The organism is Pseudoalteromonas sp. DY56-GL79, from assembly GCF_041414765.1.
Classification (GTDB): Bacteria; Pseudomonadota; Gammaproteobacteria; order Enterobacterales; family Alteromonadaceae; genus Pseudoalteromonas; species Pseudoalteromonas piscicida.
Window position 1 is genome coordinate 18,226 of record NZ_JANHZS010000025.1, and the last position, 17,847, is coordinate 36,072.

A 17,847-nucleotide genomic window follows, 5' to 3' on the forward strand; every position below is an offset into this window, starting at 1 on the left:
GGAGCCGAAGCTCCCTAGTCTTTCAGTATCAACTGATTAGAACGTGTACACAGCACTCACGAAGTAACGTGGGCCAATTACGTCATACAACTCTGGGAATGTATTTGCTTGTTGCTGAGCATCACCTAGAGCTGTTGGTTCGGTGTCTAGCGCATTTTTAACACCAAATGTTGCTTGTACATGGTCTGTGAAGTGATAGCTTGCGCTAAGATCAAGGTACCATACAGCTTTAGATGTAGGCACAATTTCGTTTTCGCCAGTGTCATCATCAACTTCGCTCATATATCGCACTAGTGCTGACACGCTTAAGTCACCTGAAGTCCAAGTGAAGCGGTTATTACTCTGAAACTCTGGTCGAGGGGTAAGACATGTGTTACCGAATTTACCTTCACAGTAATTAGTTTCTGTAAAGCCAACACTTGCTGTTTTAAAGTACTCATCAAGAATGGTGTTCTTTGAATTAATACTCAATGTTGATCCATTTTCGCCGATACCAAAGTCAAGCTCAGTTCTCCAATTGAAGTTAACATCATAACCCTTAGTACCTAGTTCAGCTATGTTAGCATTGAGTGCCGTTACAAGGTCTACGTTGCCATCAGGACGACGAGTAATCGCTTGACAGAACTCAGAGCTTGGATCTTTAAGCTGGTTGTAACAAACATCCAGAATATTGTTTACGCCACCACCTAGTACATCGATAGCATCATCAATTTGAATATCGAAGTAATCGATAGTCACGTCAAAGTTTTCTGTAGGTGTAATAACAAGACCTAGCGTGACCGTTTCCGATGTTTCTTCCTTCAGCTCTGGGTTTCCGCCAAAGCTCCCCTCGATTTGCGCGTTTGCTTGCTCGAATACACCGACTTGAGAAGATGCAACACCGTGAGCTTCACAAAGTGATCTATCTGTTTTTCCTTCTACGAAACCATCAACGCTACATGGATCGGTTGCGCTTGGGAAGCCATTTGCTGCGCCTTGGAATAGTTCTGAGATGTTAGGTGCACGTACAGATTCTTGATAACCCGCGCGGAACGAAACGTATTCATTCACTTTCCAGTTTAGCGTTGTTGCAAATGAAGAGACGTTACCAATGTTTGAATAGTCAGAAAGACGCCCTGCAAACCATAGTGTAATGTCTTCAGCAAATGCCGCATCTGTCACTAATGGAATGTCGATTTCTGTGAAGATTTCATCAACACTATAGCTACCAACGGTTGGCTCACCAGCGTTAAAGCCCAAAACATCACCAGATGCTAAGAATTCATCAGGACGGAAGCTCGAATCATCAAAGCGGCTTTCGTAGCCAATTACGAAACCTACCGGCAAATCAGCAGATGGCACGGTAAATGGTAATTCACCAGCAAAATCGACGTGGAAGATCTCTTGTTTGATATTTGTTACGTTAGATGCACCAACGTTGATAAAATCAATCGCCGCTTGTGAAATATTACCTTCACCGAATATGTTCAATGGTGCACAACCGCCAGATGTATCTTGACATGCGCTACCGTCATCAGTAACTAAAATTGCTTGTCTGAAGCGTGTTTCAGAAACGTCATTATTAAGTAGATTAGAGCGATCTAGTTCAGAGCGGCTGTAGTATGCGTTGTAAGCCCAATCACCAATAAAACCATCAACACCTACTAACACTCGCATAGCGTTACGTGTATCAATTGATTGACGTGGCCCGTTTTCAACCATACGGCGACCAATTGTAGCGAATGTAAAGTTACCATTAGCGTCAAGTTGACTAACCATGTTACCTGTTGGTTCACCTTCAGCATCAAGTTCAGGTACTAACGCTTTCATTGCGGCTTGAACATCTGCACCAAAGAATGGGCTGTCAGGGTTAACCACCAAGCCATTTACGAACGCTGGAGTTGGCGCTAGCTGTGATGGTACTTCGTTGCGAATAAATGATAATTCACTATATAAGCGAGTTTCATCATTGATGTAATAGTGTGCAAAAGAGTTAAGCGTTAAGCGCTCTTGTGGAAGTTGTAGGTAGTTATCAGGGGCATAGTTAAATGCATCGGCTGATGTATACGGTAAGCCTTCACCATTAGGACCAAAGCGGCCTAGAGTTGTACCGTTAGGAAGCGTAGGGCCGGAAAATATACGAGTGCCAGGAATACCTGATGAGCCACCAGGCACTAAACCTGTATCGCCTTCCGTGAGCGTTACGTTAGTAAAGTCTCTATCACCCTGAAAGATTGACTCACGTTTGGCGTAACCAATATAAACAGTTGCATTACCTTTACCGTCGGCAAAGTTTCCACCTAAGGTAAGGTCAGTGTTGAACTTTTCACCATCGCCCTCTTCTGTGATGTCGTATAACGCAGAAATTTCTGCACCTTCAAAGTCATCTTTCAAACGGAAGTTTACAACACCAGCCAGAGCATCAGAACCGTATACCGCACCTGCACCACCAGTGATGATGTCTACGCCTTCAATAAGAGACGCAGGGATAGTGTTTAAGTCGACAACACCTGTTTGTGTTGCTGGGACCCAGCGACGACCATTAACAAGAACAAGAGTACGCTCATCGTTTAAACCGCGTAAGTCAACACGAGCAGTACCATCACCCGGGTTATTTGAGCTTGGGCCAAAAGAAGGAACTGTCAATGGTAGCTCGGCAAGCTTTTGCTCAACGTTTAAGTTACCCGACATGGCAAATTCAGAACCGTCTAGTTCGATAACTGGTGTTTTAGCAGTTAAAGCAACACGTTGAATACGAGAACCTGTAATAGAAATTCTTTCGACTTCTTCATTAGCACCATCAGCTGCTTCTTCGGCTGATGCTTGGATGCTTAAACTTCCGCCGATTAGGCACGCAGAAGTGATAAGCATACTTAACTTAGAACGCTTGAATTGTTTCATGATATCCCCTGATAGGTTTGTTTTAGATACCCTCGGCAAGTTTAATAACTCATCACAAAGGCTTATTAGTATCACGACGAAGTTATGACGGAAGCTTGGAATATGCCAGTTGAGATACGTAAGGCGATGGGAATCAGTGACGACAGGCGAGAAAAAAAAGATCAAATTTAATTTGCAGATTACATAGTGACAATCTATAACAATAATATGTTAACTATTGTGAAATAGGATACAAAGTATTAGTATCCTTGTGAACCTGTTGATGTGTTTAAGGTGATGAATGAAAAGAGTGACGATCTCTATTCCTAGCTATTTGTCTGAGCTTGGCGTCGAAATAAGTACAAAATTAAAAGAAGTCGCAGTTTGTTCCCAGTTTGTTTATTATCAATCTATTGTTGATGTTTTGGAAACTATTTCGGCGGGTGAAATCGACTGTTTGTTAATTGATATTTCACATGATATTGACCTGGGAAAGCAAGAATCAATCATAAAAAATTTTGACTCTGTGCCAACTATTAAAATAACGACAGATGTTAAATTAAATGCTTCTACAACAATGAGTGTTGATGGGAAAGATACAGAAGGTGCTCTGATCACCAATATTCTTCAGCTAGCATTCTTGGATTCTAAAGAAGCTTCATCGGAATTTGTCCCGAATCAAAGATTGATTGTAAAAGACTCGGGGCATATTCATGTGATAAAAGTGGAAGACTTAGCTTGGGTTGGTGGGGCGGGAAACTATGTTGAACTTCATATGATCAATCGGCAGCGTTCAATCTTGCATAGGGACACGATGTCATCAATGGAAAAAAGTCTTAAAACCTTTGGCTTTTCTAGGATCCATAAGTCTTCACTCGTTAATTTAAATGCTATCAGTGAACTTAAGACAAGAGATAATGGAGATTACGACGTTATTCTAGAAAACGGAGATTCACTCCACCTTTCGAGACGTTATAAACAAAACTTGTCCTCTCTTTTGCAGCCAACATAAGCTGACTGTAGTGTCAGCTTACTCCTTTGGCAAAATGGACGAATTCACTAAAGATAGAGTCTTTAATTAGTCTGTCAGGTGTGAAGGCGTAATAGTTTTGATACGTACTTTCGATAGTGCCAATGAGGCAGACATCATAGTGCCGTTGCAATTCTGATTTTATCGAAAGTGGGGCAGGAAAAATGCCAAACCCCTGTTGACCTAATGCCTTCATCAAGGCACTGTCATCCACATGACCTGCGACTTTTATTTCTATATTTTGCTCTTGCAGCCAGAATTGAATCGAGTTTGTTACTGGGCTGTGTTTCGCGGGAAGAATGATTGGTTGCGCTTGTAATGACTTTGGGTAGTTTGCCCTAAGTGCGTCACAACTAGAAATTGAACCATAAAAGCCAATCTGGCTTTTGCCTATCTCGTGACAAAATACCTTAAATGGCATATTACTATCAAGTGGTTTGTCCGCAAGTACGATATCGAGTTTATGCATCGCCATCTGAGCCAATAATTCCGACTGCTGACCATCGATACAGTGCAAGTTGGCAACTTGCTCATTTTCTATCAAAGGCGCAAGCCACTTTGATACTAACGATTTTGGAATAGCATCTGAGATACCTACTTTTAATGTGCGATGTATGGCTGTTGCACCATCTTGTGTTGTTTCTAACCATTCTTTGGCAATCGAAAACATATCGTCCGCATACTGCTTGGTCAAAATGCCGAAGTCAGTCAACCTGAGTCCTCTTCCTTCTCTTATAAATAAAGGTTTCCCTAGCCGATCTTCTAAGCTTGATAGTTGCGCGCTGATGGTTTGAGGCGTCAAATGAAGGACTTTGCTTGCACCTGCGATGCTGCCTTCATTGCTTACTTGCCAAAAATAGTAAAGGTGGTTGAAGTTTATGTTCATACTGTTCGTAAAAATCTTGGGTTTAACCGGGGAGAATCAGGAATTTTCTGCGTTTAACAGTAGCTAATTCGAACATTTTAAGCAAGTATAAGTTCTTTTGTAATCGCCTTTCGGAAGGTGAATAGAAAAACAGAACTTGACTTGTGGATGGTGTAGGTATTGAAGGCTATTAAACGTTAACTGTAAGGACCAGCTCGACGTCCACAAAAATATGAAAGGTTTATATTTGATGTAAAGAGCATCGTACTATAATGCTCTTTGGTTTCCAGTTAGTCTAGTGAATTTGGCAGCTTGTGATATACAGCGTTTTACAGTTCGACGACGGCATCCCACCTGCTATGTCCTTTGTCTTATTCTGCGGTAATATTTTGTCAGTATCTAATTCTTTTAGTTTTTTGGATTTTAGACTTAGTTTCACTTTTTACTCCTTTCGAATAGTTGGTTAGCAAACTTAGATTCGTTTGTTTTTTGAACAATGTCAACTCAGCTTACTGTAAAAATCATCCAAAAATATAGAAATATTATCAATCGGATAAAAATTAAAGCGAATTTTAGTTCGTAAAAATCTTACTTTAAGTTAGATATAATCAGCTTTTTTCTTTTTTTGAACATTAGTAGATTTGATCTCACGGCACAAACAAGTAGTAGTTGAGAGAATGTACCGGATAGCGTAAGCGTTTTTAGTTCGAGTCATTCTCAGTTTCAACAAAGTTATATTTGATGCGATTGTCTGAGGTAATGATGAAATTGAACCTTGTTGGTGTAAATGAGCCGATAGCGGTGTCTAGTAAAGTCACTTTTTCTAAAGCAATAAATGAAGCGTTGTGCGGCTATGCAAACAATATTCGAAAAATAAATGTACGAATTGAAAAACACGTGGACAAGCAGATTGGCAAGTTTACCTTATGCCAAATTGAGCTTTTATTACCCGGATTACCAACATTAAAGGTCAAGGCAAAAGGTAAAACTTTGCTGCAGGCATTAAATCGGGCATTACGCAATTGCAAGCAAATTTTAAAACAGAATTATTTTAAACTCGGTTAGTTTTCAGTACCGAGTGATTCCATTCCCAAGCACTTGCAGCGGCAAGGAAGCCGCGCAATTTTTCTTAAAGATCCTTGATAAATTACCGATATGTAGGTCAAAGGAAATCATATTGGCCAAAGATAATGAACGTGAACTTTTTAATTCACTCACCAGCTCAATCAACCACGAGTCAGATGGAGCAGAAAACCAAGGTTGAAGAAACGACAGAATCTAAACCACTCAGACTATCAGAAAAAGATATGTCTAAGTTATCTGGAGAAGAGGTAAGAGAGGAGCAGGAAAAAGCAGCACTACCACCTCACATTCAAAAAATGGTTGAGAAGCTAGAAGAGCTCAGAGAGAAAATAAAAGAAGAGCAAAAATTACTCGAAGAGCTAAAAGCAAATAACGCTTATTCAGATGAAATGAAAGCGGAGCTAGTTACACAAAAACTTGAATATATTTTACGTATGCAGAATCAAGTTATTGAATTAACCCAAAATATCCAAAAAGCTTTAAAAGAAGCTGGGATAACTGATCCTGGCATCTTGCTTAAAGCGTTAGCTTAAAAACCCAACCAACAATATTTTACCTTGTGCCATATTTGGACGTTGGCAACATAAATCTATGCGCATGTTTGCGGCGGACTTATACAAGCGTTTTAACTTAGGAAAAGGCTTAGTGACCAACTGTAGGGTTTTTACTCTAAGGCTCCTTCTGGTTATGCCGTCTAGAAATGCATAAGACGTAGAGTTTAGTGCTGAGTGGCAGGCGCTTAACATGTCGTCTGTTATCTGATGTTGATGAATCGCTTCAAACCCAGCTTGATCAGTTAAATTCCCTGTGGATGCGGCAAGCACACAGACAGAGTACACATCAAATATTCCGATTGCGCGAACTTTCTGGCTGCTCGGATCTTCGTATGCGACCATGACACACGGAAGGTTATCGGGATTATATTCCATTTGATGCACCTGATAGAGTCTCAGCTCTGTATCAATATGTTTGTTCATTAGCTTTTCAAGTTGCCCAACTTGAGGCAAGGGCACGCCTTTATGTAGCGTATGAATTTCTCTCGTTTTGCTGCTTTCTTCTGCGGCTTTGACCAGCGGCATGATTTTGTTATGAAGGTCGTCGTCAGCAAACGGCTTTGACAGTACAAACGCCGCTCCATAGTCAAGGGCGAGCTTAATTTGCTCACGATCGTCGACAGTCGTTACCATCGCCATAGTGACATCAAGCTGTTTTTGTTTAATTGCTTTGACGAGAGCGAGTCCTGAAATATCGGGCATATGCCAGTCGGTCAATACAATATCTGGATGCCAAGAACCGATAATCTTTAATGCTTCTTTTGCGCTTTGTGCTTTCTTTATCAACAGCTTGCGATATCTAAAACGCACTAAACCGCGACGAATAATCTCAAGTGTTGCTGCACTGTCATCCACGAGCAATATCTTCACACATTACCACTTTATTGAAAAATATAGATTTATTATAGGCACGATTTTTAACCAATACTAAAATGAAAGTAAGAAAATAATGAGTACGTAATATGTTTCTAGGCAAACTACCAGTTGATGTATTTATCTATATGGCGGTGAATATCGGGCTATTGATATTAGTTTTTTGGTTTTATATTTTGCTGTTAATCCTTCGAGAATTTAGATTGTTTGCAAAGACGGCTGGTGGAGCTGGGACATCCAACGCAGAGCAACAGTATCTACTTCAGCATTGTCGCGATGCAATTAACAAGTCAATGAAGTTTGTCGAAGATAACCAACACACCATTCAAGAATTGGCTAGCTTACAAGTCCACTTAGAACAACAATTAGCTGAGGTTAAACGTTCAACACAGGATCATATCTCGCCAGAAGAGCAAACTCGCATGGATGATTTAAACAGTAAGTTGCTTAAATCGCATCGGCTAATAAAAAAACTTCGAGGAGATTTGTCGAAAAGTTTAGAGCGACTTAAACAAACGAGAAGAAAGCTCTATGACCAATATGAGTCTACAGAGGAACTACAAAAAGAAAATGACACATTAAAGCAGCAGCTAGAAGCTTCTAAGTCTGTGGGAGGTACGTCCGAGCAAGAACTGGAGCAACTGGTCGCAACCTTTGAAAAAGAGCGCCAAGATATGTCTCAAACTATCAATGAATACAAAAGACAAATAGCCGAACAAAGCCAGGCTCTGCAGCAGCTAATGGTTCAAGAACAAGAGGTTGAAGATGGTCCAAAGTTGCAAGCTATTCAAAAAGAGTTGGAGCAAACCCGAGAAGCACTTGATCACTTGTCCAAAGAGAAGAAATTTATAGAAAGCCGATATTTGGAAGTCGTCAAGAATCAAACCAAATAGTTAACAAAGTGTTTTATTTCTCGTGACATTAGTCTTGAGTTTGTGTAAGGTTTAGGCACTCACATTACCTGTTTTGCTTTTTATTTTTTGAGATTTGCTTCACTTGAAAAGTGACGAGAAAGAGACACATACTCGGTTCCAAACTCTACCAAGTGACGTTAACGCTAGTTGAGTGAATAGCTGTGAAAAGTACTTGTAAAGTGCATATTTCTCAATAACTAAGGCAGTGGTAAAAGGATTATTTCATGGCCTATATTCCAGATACGAGTGCTCAAGACTCTGAGGTTGAAAGACCTAAAAAAAATAAAATATTGATAGCGGTAGTAAGTATTCTGATATTAATTACTGTTTTCTTTTTTGCATCAATTGTTGAGCAGTGGGCAAGTGGTCAAACAGCAGTTTCAAGCGATAAAATTCATATTTCAGCAGTTAAACAAGGTGACTTTGTTCGCGATATTTCTGTTCAGGGAAAAGTCGTCGCAGCACGGCGTCCGACAATATATAGCCCTGCTCAAGGGACTGTTACCTATTTGGTCGAATCGGGAGATAGCGTTATTGAAGGCCAAACCCTTGCCGTAATAGATAGCCCGGAATTAAAGAGCGAGTTTGCACAGCATCAAGCTAAGCTAAATCAGTTAGATACTGAACTTCAGCGACAGATCATTCAGGCTAAAAAACAAGACTTAGCGCAGGAAAACTATTTAGGTAAGGCTACCGTTGTATTGAATGCAGCTAAGCGTGAAATGCGTCGCTCTGAAGATGGTTTAAAAACTCAAGTTGTCAGCGATATTGATTATCAAAAAGCCAAAGATGATCTCGAAAATGCGCTGCGGGAATATCGCTTAGCAATTAAAGAAGTTGAATTGCAAAAAGAAAGTCAGAAGTTTGAGATTCGGACCAAAGAGCTTGAACTTGAGGCACAAAAAGTCAAAGTAGCTGAGCTTGAAAGGCAAGTCGATGCGCTTAAAGTTGTCTCACCAGTAGGGGGGCTTGTTGGTAATTTAGTAGTCGAGCAAAAAAATTCTGTGGCTAAAAATCAGCCACTATTAAGCGTAGTCGACCTCTCTAAATACGAAATAGAGGTACAAATACCTGAGAGCTATTCAGATGATTTAGCTTTAGGAATGTTAGCCGAGGTGAACCTCAATGGTGATGTTTATAGTGGTGAAATCGTTGCCATTTCGCCTGAAATTGAAAATGGCCGCGTTGCCGGAAAAATCCGATTTAGAGACGACACAATTCAGGGATTAAGGCAAAACCAAAGGTTAACAAGTCGAATTGTACTCGAACAAAAAGAAAATATTGCCTACCTACCACATGGTCAATATTTGGAAGCATACAATGGCCAGTTTGCTTATGTGGTAAAAGAAGGCACGGCTGTCAAAACGCCAATAAAGATTGGATTGAGAAGTATTGGACAAGTAGAAGTACTATCGGGGCTTAATATCGGCGATCAGGTTATCACCTCTGATGCACGAATCTTTAAAGATGCCCCTAGTGTGAAAATAATTCAATAAAGGAGCTGCAACATGCTATCCATGCGCCACCTATCAAAAGCTTACTATACAGACACAATAAAAACTCAAGCTTTGCAGCCATTTGACTTGAGTATAGAGCAAGGAGAATTTGTCGCCGTTATTGGTCCTTCAGGCTCGGGCAAAACAACCTTTTTAAATATCACCGGCTTATTAGAGGACTTCTGCGATGGCAGTTATGAGCTGGATGGTGTCAATGTTGAAAAGTTAAGTGATAAAGCCAAGTCAAAGCTGCGTAATGAAAAAGTCGGCTTTATTTTCCAAAGCTTTAATTTAATTCCTGAGTTAAACCTTTACGATAATGTTGATATGCCCTTACGCTATCGCAAATTATCATCAAAAGAGCGCCACGAGCGGATCATGGATGCGTTGAATAAAGTGGGTCTTGCATCTCGTAAAGCGCATTACCCATCGCAACTGTCTGGAGGTCAGCAGCAACGGATAGCAATTGCTCGAGCGATTGCTGGTAAACCGTCCTTTCTACTCGCCGATGAGCCAACGGGCAACTTAGATAGTAAAATGGCCGATGGTATTATGGAACTGCTCAAAGATATCAATGCGCAGGGAACAAGCATTGTGATGGTGACTCATGATGCTCAACAGGCGGCAAAAGCTCAGCGTATTATTGAAATCCGTGATGGTATGTTGAGCGAGAGAAAGAACTTCGATAAGGCCATTGCTTAAGGATAAGTTATGCTTAGTTACTATCTCAAATTAGCGCTTATCTCATTACGGAAAACGCCTTTTTTATCGTTGTTAATGATTATGACAATCGCGATTGGAATTGGCGCAGCAATGACAACTTATACAGTGAGTTATCTGCTACAAAAAGATCCGATCCCTACAAAAAGTGATCGCTTGTTTAATGTTCGATTGAATAGCTACGGCCCAGATAAGCCGTTCAATATTTCCCAAGGGAAAGAAGTTCCACCTTTTATTCTTACTTATCAAGATGCAGTAAATCTACAAGATGCGAAACAGGGCGTTAATCAAACGCCTCTTGGTAGTTTCAAAATGATGACTCGCACCACAGAGCAGTCAATCAATGAAGCGAAAATGACCCCAATTAGAAGTGCATACCGTGATATGTTCAACATGTTTGAGGTGCCGTTCAAGTTTGGTGGTGCATGGGATGAGATTGCCGATCAGGATGGGCTGCAAGTTGCAGTGATCAGTAGCGAGCTGAATGATAAGTTATTTGGTGGAGAAAACTCCGTCGGTAAGTCATTGCTCTTAGGGGACTTACAGTACCGAGTGGTTGGTGTTACCGACGATTGGTATCCCATCCCCAAGTTTTTTGATTACAGAACTCGTGCATTCAACAAACCTAGAGACGTTATTGTCCCATTTCAAACGCAAATCAATAACGAGTTGTGGACTGGCTCAGACGTGTCTTATCAGTGCTGGAAAGAACCCGCTGATGACTCATTTTCGGCAATTTTAGCATCTGAATGTGTGTGGGTTTCGTATTGGGTGGAATTAAGCTCCGCGTCAGAGCGTGATAATTACATGGACTTTTTGGTTAATTACTCGATGGAACAAAGAGAGTATGGTCGCTTTTTACGAGAGCCTTTACATCAGTTATTTAATGTGAAGGAGCAATTAATTGAAAGAAAAATTATCAAAGATGATGGCAATGTAGCAGTGTGGCTTGCATTTGCATTTCTTGCGGTTTGTCTGCTGAACTGTATGGCAATGATGGTCGCAAAGTTTCATGGTAAAGCAGGTGAAGTTGGGCTTCGTAGAGCGGTTGGGGCTTCTAAGCAAGATATTATCGCTCAGTTTACTGTTGAGACCTGTATTATTGGGCTCTTGGGCGGGATACTTGGGCTGCTACTTGCGCAAATTGGCTTGAGTGTCACTGCGCAATTATACAGTCATCTTTATGCTGAGATGCTTGAGATGACCGCAGGTATCGTCATCATGACGATTGTATTGGCTGTGGCGAGTGCTGTAACTTTTGGTTTGCTACCGACTTTACATGCGGCAAAAGTACAACCATCTAGTCAGCTAAAAAGCCTGTAGGAACATGACCATGAGAGATTTATTGCCAATTTTAAAAACCTTAAACAAAAATAAGGCTTCTCCGCTACTACTGATATTGCAAATTGCGCTGACATTTACAATTTTGGTTAATGCCATATATATGATGGTGCTTAAAGAACAAGAATTGGTGCAACCTACAGGGTTGGCCGAGAACCAGTTGTTCAGCTTTAGAACTAATTTTGAAGGTAGCGATGAAGAAAAAAATGCAGCTCTTGATACCGACCTTGCCGATATCCGTGCACTAGCCAGTGTTGAAAGTGCTAGTACGATAACCAGTTTGCCACTCATTAATTGGGGGCGTTCACTCAATGTCGCGTTGACGCCTGAAAAGGAAGCTCGGATTACTCATGCTGGCTATTATGGTTCTGACGACACCATTATAGATACGCTTGGACTAAGGGTGGTTGCAGGTAGAAACTTACAACATAACGATGTGGTGCATACGTATTTTGACGGCCATATGGAATCAGCCAGCGTGTTAATTTCGCAGGATTTGGCTCATAAAATCCGTCCTAACGATTGGCGCAGCGTTGTTGGAGAAACCATTTACGTTGCATTTGTGCCGCAGAAAGTGGTGGGAATAGTAGAGACAATGAAGTCACCTTGGCGGTTTTGGTACGCTTACGATATGACTGTAATAAGTTCGGTTAGAGAACATTATGAAGAAAGCATCATAGTAGTAAAAGCAAAGCCTGGCCAAAGAGCTGTGGCAATGGAAGAAGTTCAAGCCTTAATGCTTACAAAGCCTGGTCGTCAACTTGATGCCTTTAAATCCTTCGAGCAAATAAAAACGGAAAACTTACAAGCGGATTATGCGGTGAGCCAAACGCTAAAAGCGGTGATCGCAGCTCTGGCGTGCGTAACAATGCTGGGTATATTTGGGCAGGCAAGATACACCGTTTATAAACGTCGTAAGCAAATCGGTACTCGTCGTGCACTTGGGGCAACTCAGGCCGATATTCTACGTTACTTTATGATTGAGAATGCGGTGGTGTCTTTATTTGGCATTATACTGGGCATAATCATCGCAATCACTGCGAATATTTATTTGGTTAATTACTTTGGGCTCACCAGTGTACCCAGTGATTATTTGATTGCAGGTGCGGTAGTAATGTTGCTCGCAGGTCAGTTGGCGGTGACTTACCCTGCTATGGTTGCTGCAAGAGTGCCGCCAGCTATCGCAACTCGAACAGCATAGCTACACACTCCGCGCTTACCGCTGCTATTTCAAGCCCTCTGTTACTTTGCTAAAATGGCAAACGGAGGCTTGAAATTACTATGCTTAAAATCTCAAATAATGTCACTCTAGCAGAGTGGGAAATCGATATTTCCGCTATTCGCGCCCAAGGTGCGGGTGGACAAAACGTCAATAAAGTCTCCAGTGCCATTCATCTTAGGTTTGATATCAACCGCTCAACACTGCCTGATTTTTACAAAGCGCGCCTGCTTGCACTTAAAGACTCTAGAGTAACCAAAGAGGGTGTCATTGTGCTTAAAGCACAGAGCTTTCGTACTCAAGAGCAAAATAAGGAAGATGCCTTGGAGCGGCTAAAAACACTGATCCTAGAAGCCACTAAAGTTGAAAAAGCACGCAGAGCAACCAAGCCAACAAAAAGCTCGCACAAGAAACGTCTGAATCAAAAGACCAAACGTGGCCAAACCAAATCACTGAGGGGGTCAGTGAACTGGTAAAGTGCCTAATTAAATTTCATGTTACTTCTTTTTTCAATTCAAAGTACCTAAATAACCTGAGGTTTGGATAAGGAATGAGTTCTCTCATTGTTTTTAACTCACGTTAAATTATTTCCCTATCTAGCCGGGGATAACTCCGCTCTCGTGTACTGTTACTGCTCTGGTACCTACATTCGGTAGGTAAGACGAATTTACACAGCGATAGCAGGCTATTGGATGTGAATTCAACGCAGTTAACGCTAAAGCTGGCTGCTAGAAAGGCATCAATTATCCGAAGCTCAGATTAAATGGCAAAGCTGGAGGCGATGAATAAAGCTGCAAGTTTAAGGAAGAATTCATCATAATGTTATAACTAAAACTCCTAAGCTTACGGCTATGATTACACTAAGATGAAATTTTTTAACTTTATCGTGAGGTATAGGTGTAATTGAACTTACCTCTAATTCCACTTTAAGAGCACATGAGCGTGCAATCGCTGCGAATTGTTCTAGTTGCTTTTGACCTGCAACAAGCGCTTGATGATTTCCAATACAGAAAACGAGATATGCTAAAACTATTGCGATAGCCTCTACATGTGTTGAACTCGATGGTATTTTACCACCTATAGCGAATCCACACATCGCTAACGTTACGACGCTAAAGTAGCCCCAAAGTTTGTCGACTTGAGAATATTGTATTTGGTAAATATTTATTGCTTCAAATGCATGTTTTAGGTCGCACATAGTAGGTTCCGAATAATGATAAAGCCTGTAAAGGTAGCATAGTTCATGAGGCTGTTATCTACTGTATTTTTTGTTCATAAAGCTCCAAGTCTGAACCACGAAAAATCATTTTATTTTCTCTAATTAGTTAAGCATTTGCGTTTTTAACCTATTTTAAGTGTGGGTTGTAACTAATTTTAATTCCTTATATTTCAAAGTTATAGTCTACACATCCAAATTTTTCACAAAAAGTGTTTGCTTTTTAGTCTGTAATGTTAAAAAGTAACAATGTCATCTTGGTTTTTTGTTAGTAAGTAACATGTGATGTGTTGGGGGCGTTTAGAGCACGTCGCTGTGTGGTAGGTTTTTGGGCTGTGGTGCTAGTGATGGCATTGCTGGCTTTTTCACTGGTTTTTAAAAAGAAGAAAGGAACAATAAAATGTCAAAACTAGTCACCGATATTGGTAAACATAACCCTAAACGAAGCAAACTGAGCCTTGCGGTTTCGTCTGTACTTTTTGGGCTTTCTCCACTTTGGGTTGCCGCTGAAACTGTGGGTCAGAATGACAGCGATGTCAAAGTCTCAGAACAGAATGAAGCGGTTGAAGTCATTGAAGTTCGCGGGATCCGAGGCAGTATCAATAGCGCTCAAAACATTAAGCGCTTCGCTGATACGGTCAAAGACGTAATTACGGCATCAGATATCGGGGCATTACCAGACAAATCGGTGACTGAAGCGCTACAGCGTGTGCCGGGTGTTACGATTGAGCGATTTGCATCATCCGATGACCCTAAACATTATGCCGATGAAGGTACCGGCGTGCTGGTTCGTGGCCTAGACAGGGTTCGCTCTGAGGTGAATGGCAGAGACGCTTTTAGTGCAAATCCGTCAGGCGGTTTGAGCTATGAAGACTTTCCTGCTGAATTGCTAGGCGCAGTGGAAGTGGTTAAAAACCAAACTGCGGATCTTATTTCAGGCGGTATATCCGGGACGGTAAACCTCATCACCCGCAAACCATTTGACTCTGATGAGAGGCTTATTTCGTTCAATGTAAAGGCCAACTATGGCGACTTTAGAGAAGAAGTGACGCCTTCGTTTTCAGCGTTGTTTTCCGACAGTTGGGAAACCAGCGCAGGTAAGTTCGGATTTTTAATTGCGGCTTCTTCATCAGAATATCAGACTCGAGGAGATGGTGTTGGCCTTGGCAATTTCCACTCTCGAGGCGATTCCTTTATTCCTACCTTGGATCAATGGGGTGGCATAACAGGCGTTGATCCGTCGTCGCCTGTAGATGGCCCCGCTTTACCAGGGCAACCAGCTGGCAGTGTATGGCATGTGCCTGTTGCTATCCATATGAGCACAGCAACTAATGACCGTGAACGTACCGGCTTAACCTCTTCACTGCAGTGGGCAAATGCCGATGAGACCATAGTTGCGACATTAGAGCACATTCGCTCAGAAGCGTCTCTTGAGTGGAACGAGCGCCAAATAGGACAAGCAGCTCAAGGCTTTAAAGGTTTTATGGGGTCTTCACAAAATTGGACTGAAAGTACGGAAAGTGGCCATCCACTAACTACAGATGATGGTTTTGTGACTTCCGGTATCGCTCTTGGCGTGAGCCCAGAAACACCGTTCTTTTATCGTAGCCGCTGGAATTACAACGAAAATACCGTGAAGGACACTTCATTTAAGCTAACGTTAAAACCAATAGATAGGTTGACTGTCGATTTTGATTACCAGCGGATCGACTCCGACAAAGAGGTGCAAAACTACAGTATGTCGGGTCAAACACGGGGAAACCATGTCCATGTTGTCTCGCCTTATTTCCTCGATATGCGTGGCTCAAGGCCGACAGTAGAGTTTCTCAGTGACAATATTCTAACGGCAGGTTGGTCACCCAATGAAGATTGGAATGGACCTGTGCCTAACCTGTTTTTGGGCAGCGGTATGGAGCAGGTTGAGCGCAATACCGCAGAATCAGACAGCGTTAAACTGGATTTTAAGTATGAGCTAGACGGCCATTTCACGAGTGTTAGTTCCGGTTTTTATATGTCAGATAAAGACCTAACCGTACGAGATACGGCTTACGAGGGTTGGTCTGCAATTGGCACCCCATGGATCCAAGATGACCGAAATGCCGCCGCGGCGGTAAATCGTCCAGAATTATTTGAGCGCGTTGATTTTTCAGATTATTACAATGGTCAAGTGTTACAGGGGCCGGTCAATAACTTTTTGTTCCCAAGTATGGAATTGGTGAAAAACTACGCCGAGTCTTTGCGCCAAGGTTGTCGTGATGGTTGGCACAATGCTACCAACAGTGCGGCAAACAACGGCACATGCTCTGGCACTTATGTACCTTATGAAGACAAACCCAATCGCGTTGAAGGCCCATTCGCTGCGCATAATATAAGTTCGACTAACGAGAAGCGTACTGAATTTTACATTCGCGGTGATTTTGACTTCGAGTTTCAAGACATTCCTGTGGTGGGCAACGTTGGTCTGCGCTACGTAAACTATCAACTTGAGTCTACGGGCGCTTTGGTGCAACCCGCTCTCATCAAACGTGGTGAAGAGGGGACATCACTCAATAATGTGATGCAGCAGGCAGAATATAAGCGATATTACGACATTGCAGGGGGAGAGTCCGAACTCAGTACCGTTGATGGCACAGATTACACTACTTTGCTTCCGAGCTTGAATTTGAGTTTTGGTGTATCAGAAGATGTAGTGGTGCGATTTGGTGCATCAAAAGCGCTTTATTACCCAAGCTTAGTTGATGCCAGAAATATCAGTATTCTTAACTTGGATTATACTCGCGTGCTAAAAACTCCCGGCGCTGATTACGACGAGGCAACTAACCCCGTTGTTGGGCTAGACGATATCAGTCTAACGGCGCTTTCTGGGAATCCTTATTTAGAGCCTGAAGAAGCAATCAATACTGATTTAACTACCGAATGGTATTTCGCGTCCGCAGGTTATGTGACGGTAGGGCTATTCCACAAAAAGCTAGATAATATAATCCGTAGCCGCGCCTTTGATCTTGATGTGTCTTATGGCGGCGAAGATTATGATGTCTCGGCTTATGGCCCTGCTAACACGGGCTCTGGTACCATTCGTGGGATGGAGTTTTCCTACTCACAATTCTACGACATGTTACCGGGTGCATGGAGCGGTTTAGGTTTGCAACTTAACTTTACCTATATCGATCAAGATGGACTTGAAGATCCAAATGAAGTCTCTAAAGGCACGCTTGGTTTCGATGAAAATGGTAACCCGCTAACCGATAATCGTAATACCTTCCGAGTATTTGGAGGTTTGCCGCTACAAGGTTACTCTGACCAAAACTTTAATGTCATTGGTATGTATGAGTACGAGGATATTTCTTTTCGCCTTGCATACACTTGGCGCTCTGAGTATTTGCTCACACTTAGGGAATCTGAAGAGTATGTCCCCGCCTATGCAGAGGCTTCAGGTATGATGGATGCAAGCTTGTATTACACCATCAACGACCATTGGAAAGTGGGTTTTGAAGCCAGCAATTTATTGGATACGGAAACCAAAACCAAGTATCAGATGGACCAAGCTGGGACAAAAACGCAGGCACTCAACTTTACCACGGATAGACGTTTTGCATTGAGCGTCCGTGCGACTTTCTGATGTCAGCAAAGGCCAAGTGCAGCTTGGCCTGATACCAATCGCAGTGAGTCAATGTGCT

Annotated in this window: 14 protein-coding genes; 10 read left to right on the forward strand and 4 right to left on the reverse strand. The window is 41.9% G+C overall.

Translation table 11 applies throughout. The features are described 5' to 3' along the window. Positions 1-36: 36 nt before the first annotated feature. Positions 37-2,880 (reverse strand): TonB-dependent siderophore receptor, encoded by a 2,844-nt coding sequence (locus tag NO992_RS17620; protein ID WP_010375611.1) that lies wholly within the window; start codon positions 2,878-2,880, stop codon positions 37-39. A gap of 280 nt (positions 2,881-3,160) precedes the next feature. On the opposite strand from NO992_RS17620, the gene NO992_RS17625 reads away from it, so the two are divergent. Continuing rightward, positions 3,161-3,871 carry a LytR/AlgR family response regulator transcription factor gene (locus NO992_RS17625; protein ID WP_371379420.1) on the forward strand — a complete coding sequence of 237 codons (711 nt, stop codon included), beginning with the start codon at positions 3,161-3,163 and terminating at the stop codon, positions 3,869-3,871. A 13-nt stretch (positions 3,872-3,884) separates the two neighbouring features. Here the strand turns inward: NO992_RS17625 and nhaR are convergent, their stop codons facing one another. Then, positions 3,885-4,775 (reverse strand): transcriptional activator NhaR, encoded by an 891-nt coding sequence (gene nhaR / locus NO992_RS17630; protein WP_010375614.1) that lies wholly within the window; start codon positions 4,773-4,775, stop codon positions 3,885-3,887. A gap of 780 nt (positions 4,776-5,555) precedes the next feature. On the opposite strand from nhaR, the gene NO992_RS17635 reads away from it, so the two are divergent. Together NO992_RS17635 and NO992_RS17640 are read left to right on the forward strand one after the other, a co-directional pair. Further along, positions 5,556-5,819 carry a hypothetical protein gene (locus NO992_RS17635; RefSeq protein ID WP_371379424.1) on the forward strand — a complete coding sequence of 88 codons (264 nt, stop codon included), beginning with the start codon at positions 5,556-5,558 and terminating at the stop codon, positions 5,817-5,819. 125 nt (positions 5,820-5,944) lie between these two features. Beyond that, on the forward strand, positions 5,945-6,370 hold the full coding sequence (locus NO992_RS17640; RefSeq protein WP_371379427.1) for a hypothetical protein: 426 nt from the start codon (positions 5,945-5,947) through the stop codon (positions 6,368-6,370). Here the strand turns inward: NO992_RS17640 and NO992_RS17645 are convergent. Next, a complete protein-coding gene (locus tag NO992_RS17645) occupies positions 6,362-7,261 on the reverse strand; it encodes a response regulator (protein ID WP_130127548.1) in 900 nt (299 codons plus the stop codon). The genes NO992_RS17640 and NO992_RS17645 overlap by 9 nt on opposite strands. 92 nt (positions 7,262-7,353) lie before the next feature. Between NO992_RS17645 and NO992_RS17650 the strand changes: the two genes are divergently transcribed. The 6 genes from NO992_RS17650 to arfB all read left to right on the forward strand — a co-directional run bounded on the left by NO992_RS17650 (position 7,354) and on the right by arfB (position 13,430). Then, on the forward strand, positions 7,354-8,157 hold the full coding sequence (locus tag NO992_RS17650; protein ID WP_371379430.1) for a chromosome partitioning protein ParA: 804 nt from the start codon (positions 7,354-7,356) through the stop codon (positions 8,155-8,157). 245 nt (positions 8,158-8,402) lie between these two features. Continuing rightward, complete coding sequence (locus NO992_RS17655; protein WP_371379433.1) at positions 8,403-9,674, forward strand: efflux RND transporter periplasmic adaptor subunit; 1,272 nt, start codon at positions 8,403-8,405, stop codon at positions 9,672-9,674. Between the two features lie 12 nt (positions 9,675-9,686). Further along, the gene (locus NO992_RS17660) at positions 9,687-10,376 is read left to right on the forward strand and encodes an ABC transporter ATP-binding protein (RefSeq protein ID WP_371379436.1); all 690 of its coding nucleotides are present in this window, start codon (positions 9,687-9,689) and stop codon (positions 10,374-10,376) included. Between the two features lie 9 nt (positions 10,377-10,385). Continuing rightward, positions 10,386-11,717: an ABC transporter permease gene (locus NO992_RS17665; protein WP_371379439.1), complete on the forward strand. Its 1,332-nt coding sequence runs from the start codon at positions 10,386-10,388 to the stop codon at positions 11,715-11,717. 10 nt (positions 11,718-11,727) lie between these two features. After that, positions 11,728-12,936 carry an ABC transporter permease gene (locus NO992_RS17670; RefSeq protein WP_371379442.1) on the forward strand — a complete coding sequence of 403 codons (1,209 nt, stop codon included), beginning with the start codon at positions 11,728-11,730 and terminating at the stop codon, positions 12,934-12,936. An 80-nt stretch (positions 12,937-13,016) separates the two neighbouring features. Further along, positions 13,017-13,430, forward strand: a complete 414-nt coding sequence (arfB, locus tag NO992_RS17675) for an alternative ribosome rescue aminoacyl-tRNA hydrolase ArfB (RefSeq protein ID WP_371379445.1) — start codon at positions 13,017-13,019, stop codon at positions 13,428-13,430. Positions 13,431-13,768: 338 nt separating this feature from the next. Here the strand turns inward: arfB and NO992_RS17680 are convergent, their stop codons facing one another. Then, on the reverse strand, positions 13,769-14,152 hold the full coding sequence (locus NO992_RS17680; protein WP_010375625.1) for a hypothetical protein: 384 nt from the start codon (positions 14,150-14,152) through the stop codon (positions 13,769-13,771). A 418-nt stretch (positions 14,153-14,570) separates the two neighbouring features. Between NO992_RS17680 and NO992_RS17685 the strand changes: the two genes are divergently transcribed. Continuing rightward, the gene (locus tag NO992_RS17685; protein WP_371379448.1) at positions 14,571-17,789 is read left to right on the forward strand and encodes a TonB-dependent receptor; all 3,219 of its coding nucleotides are present in this window, start codon (positions 14,571-14,573) and stop codon (positions 17,787-17,789) included. Positions 17,790-17,847 lie beyond the last annotated feature (58 nt).

Coding starts and splice junctions, on each gene's coding strand:
- NO992_RS17620 (WP_010375611.1), bottom strand. CDS start 2,880: ATGAAACAATTCAAGCGTTCTAAGTTAAGTATGCTTATCACTTCTGCG.
- NO992_RS17625 (WP_371379420.1), top strand. CDS start 3,161: ATGAAAAGAGTGACGATCTCTATTCCTAGCTATTTGTCTGAGCTTGGC.
- nhaR (WP_010375614.1), bottom strand. CDS start 4,775: ATGAACATAAACTTCAACCACCTTTACTATTTTTGGCAAGTAAGCAAT.
- NO992_RS17640 (WP_371379427.1), top strand. CDS start 5,945: ATGAACGTGAACTTTTTAATTCACTCACCAGCTCAATCAACCACGAGT.
- NO992_RS17650 (WP_371379430.1), top strand. CDS start 7,354: ATGTTTCTAGGCAAACTACCAGTTGATGTATTTATCTATATGGCGGTG.
- NO992_RS17655 (WP_371379433.1), top strand. CDS start 8,403: ATGGCCTATATTCCAGATACGAGTGCTCAAGACTCTGAGGTTGAAAGA.
- NO992_RS17660 (WP_371379436.1), top strand. CDS start 9,687: ATGCTATCCATGCGCCACCTATCAAAAGCTTACTATACAGACACAATA.
- NO992_RS17665 (WP_371379439.1), top strand. CDS start 10,386: ATGCTTAGTTACTATCTCAAATTAGCGCTTATCTCATTACGGAAAACG.
- NO992_RS17670 (WP_371379442.1), top strand. CDS start 11,728: ATGAGAGATTTATTGCCAATTTTAAAAACCTTAAACAAAAATAAGGCT.
- arfB (WP_371379445.1), top strand. CDS start 13,017: ATGCTTAAAATCTCAAATAATGTCACTCTAGCAGAGTGGGAAATCGAT.
- NO992_RS17680 (WP_010375625.1), bottom strand. CDS start 14,152: ATGTGCGACCTAAAACATGCATTTGAAGCAATAAATATTTACCAAATA.
- NO992_RS17685 (WP_371379448.1), top strand. CDS start 14,571: ATGTCAAAACTAGTCACCGATATTGGTAAACATAACCCTAAACGAAGC.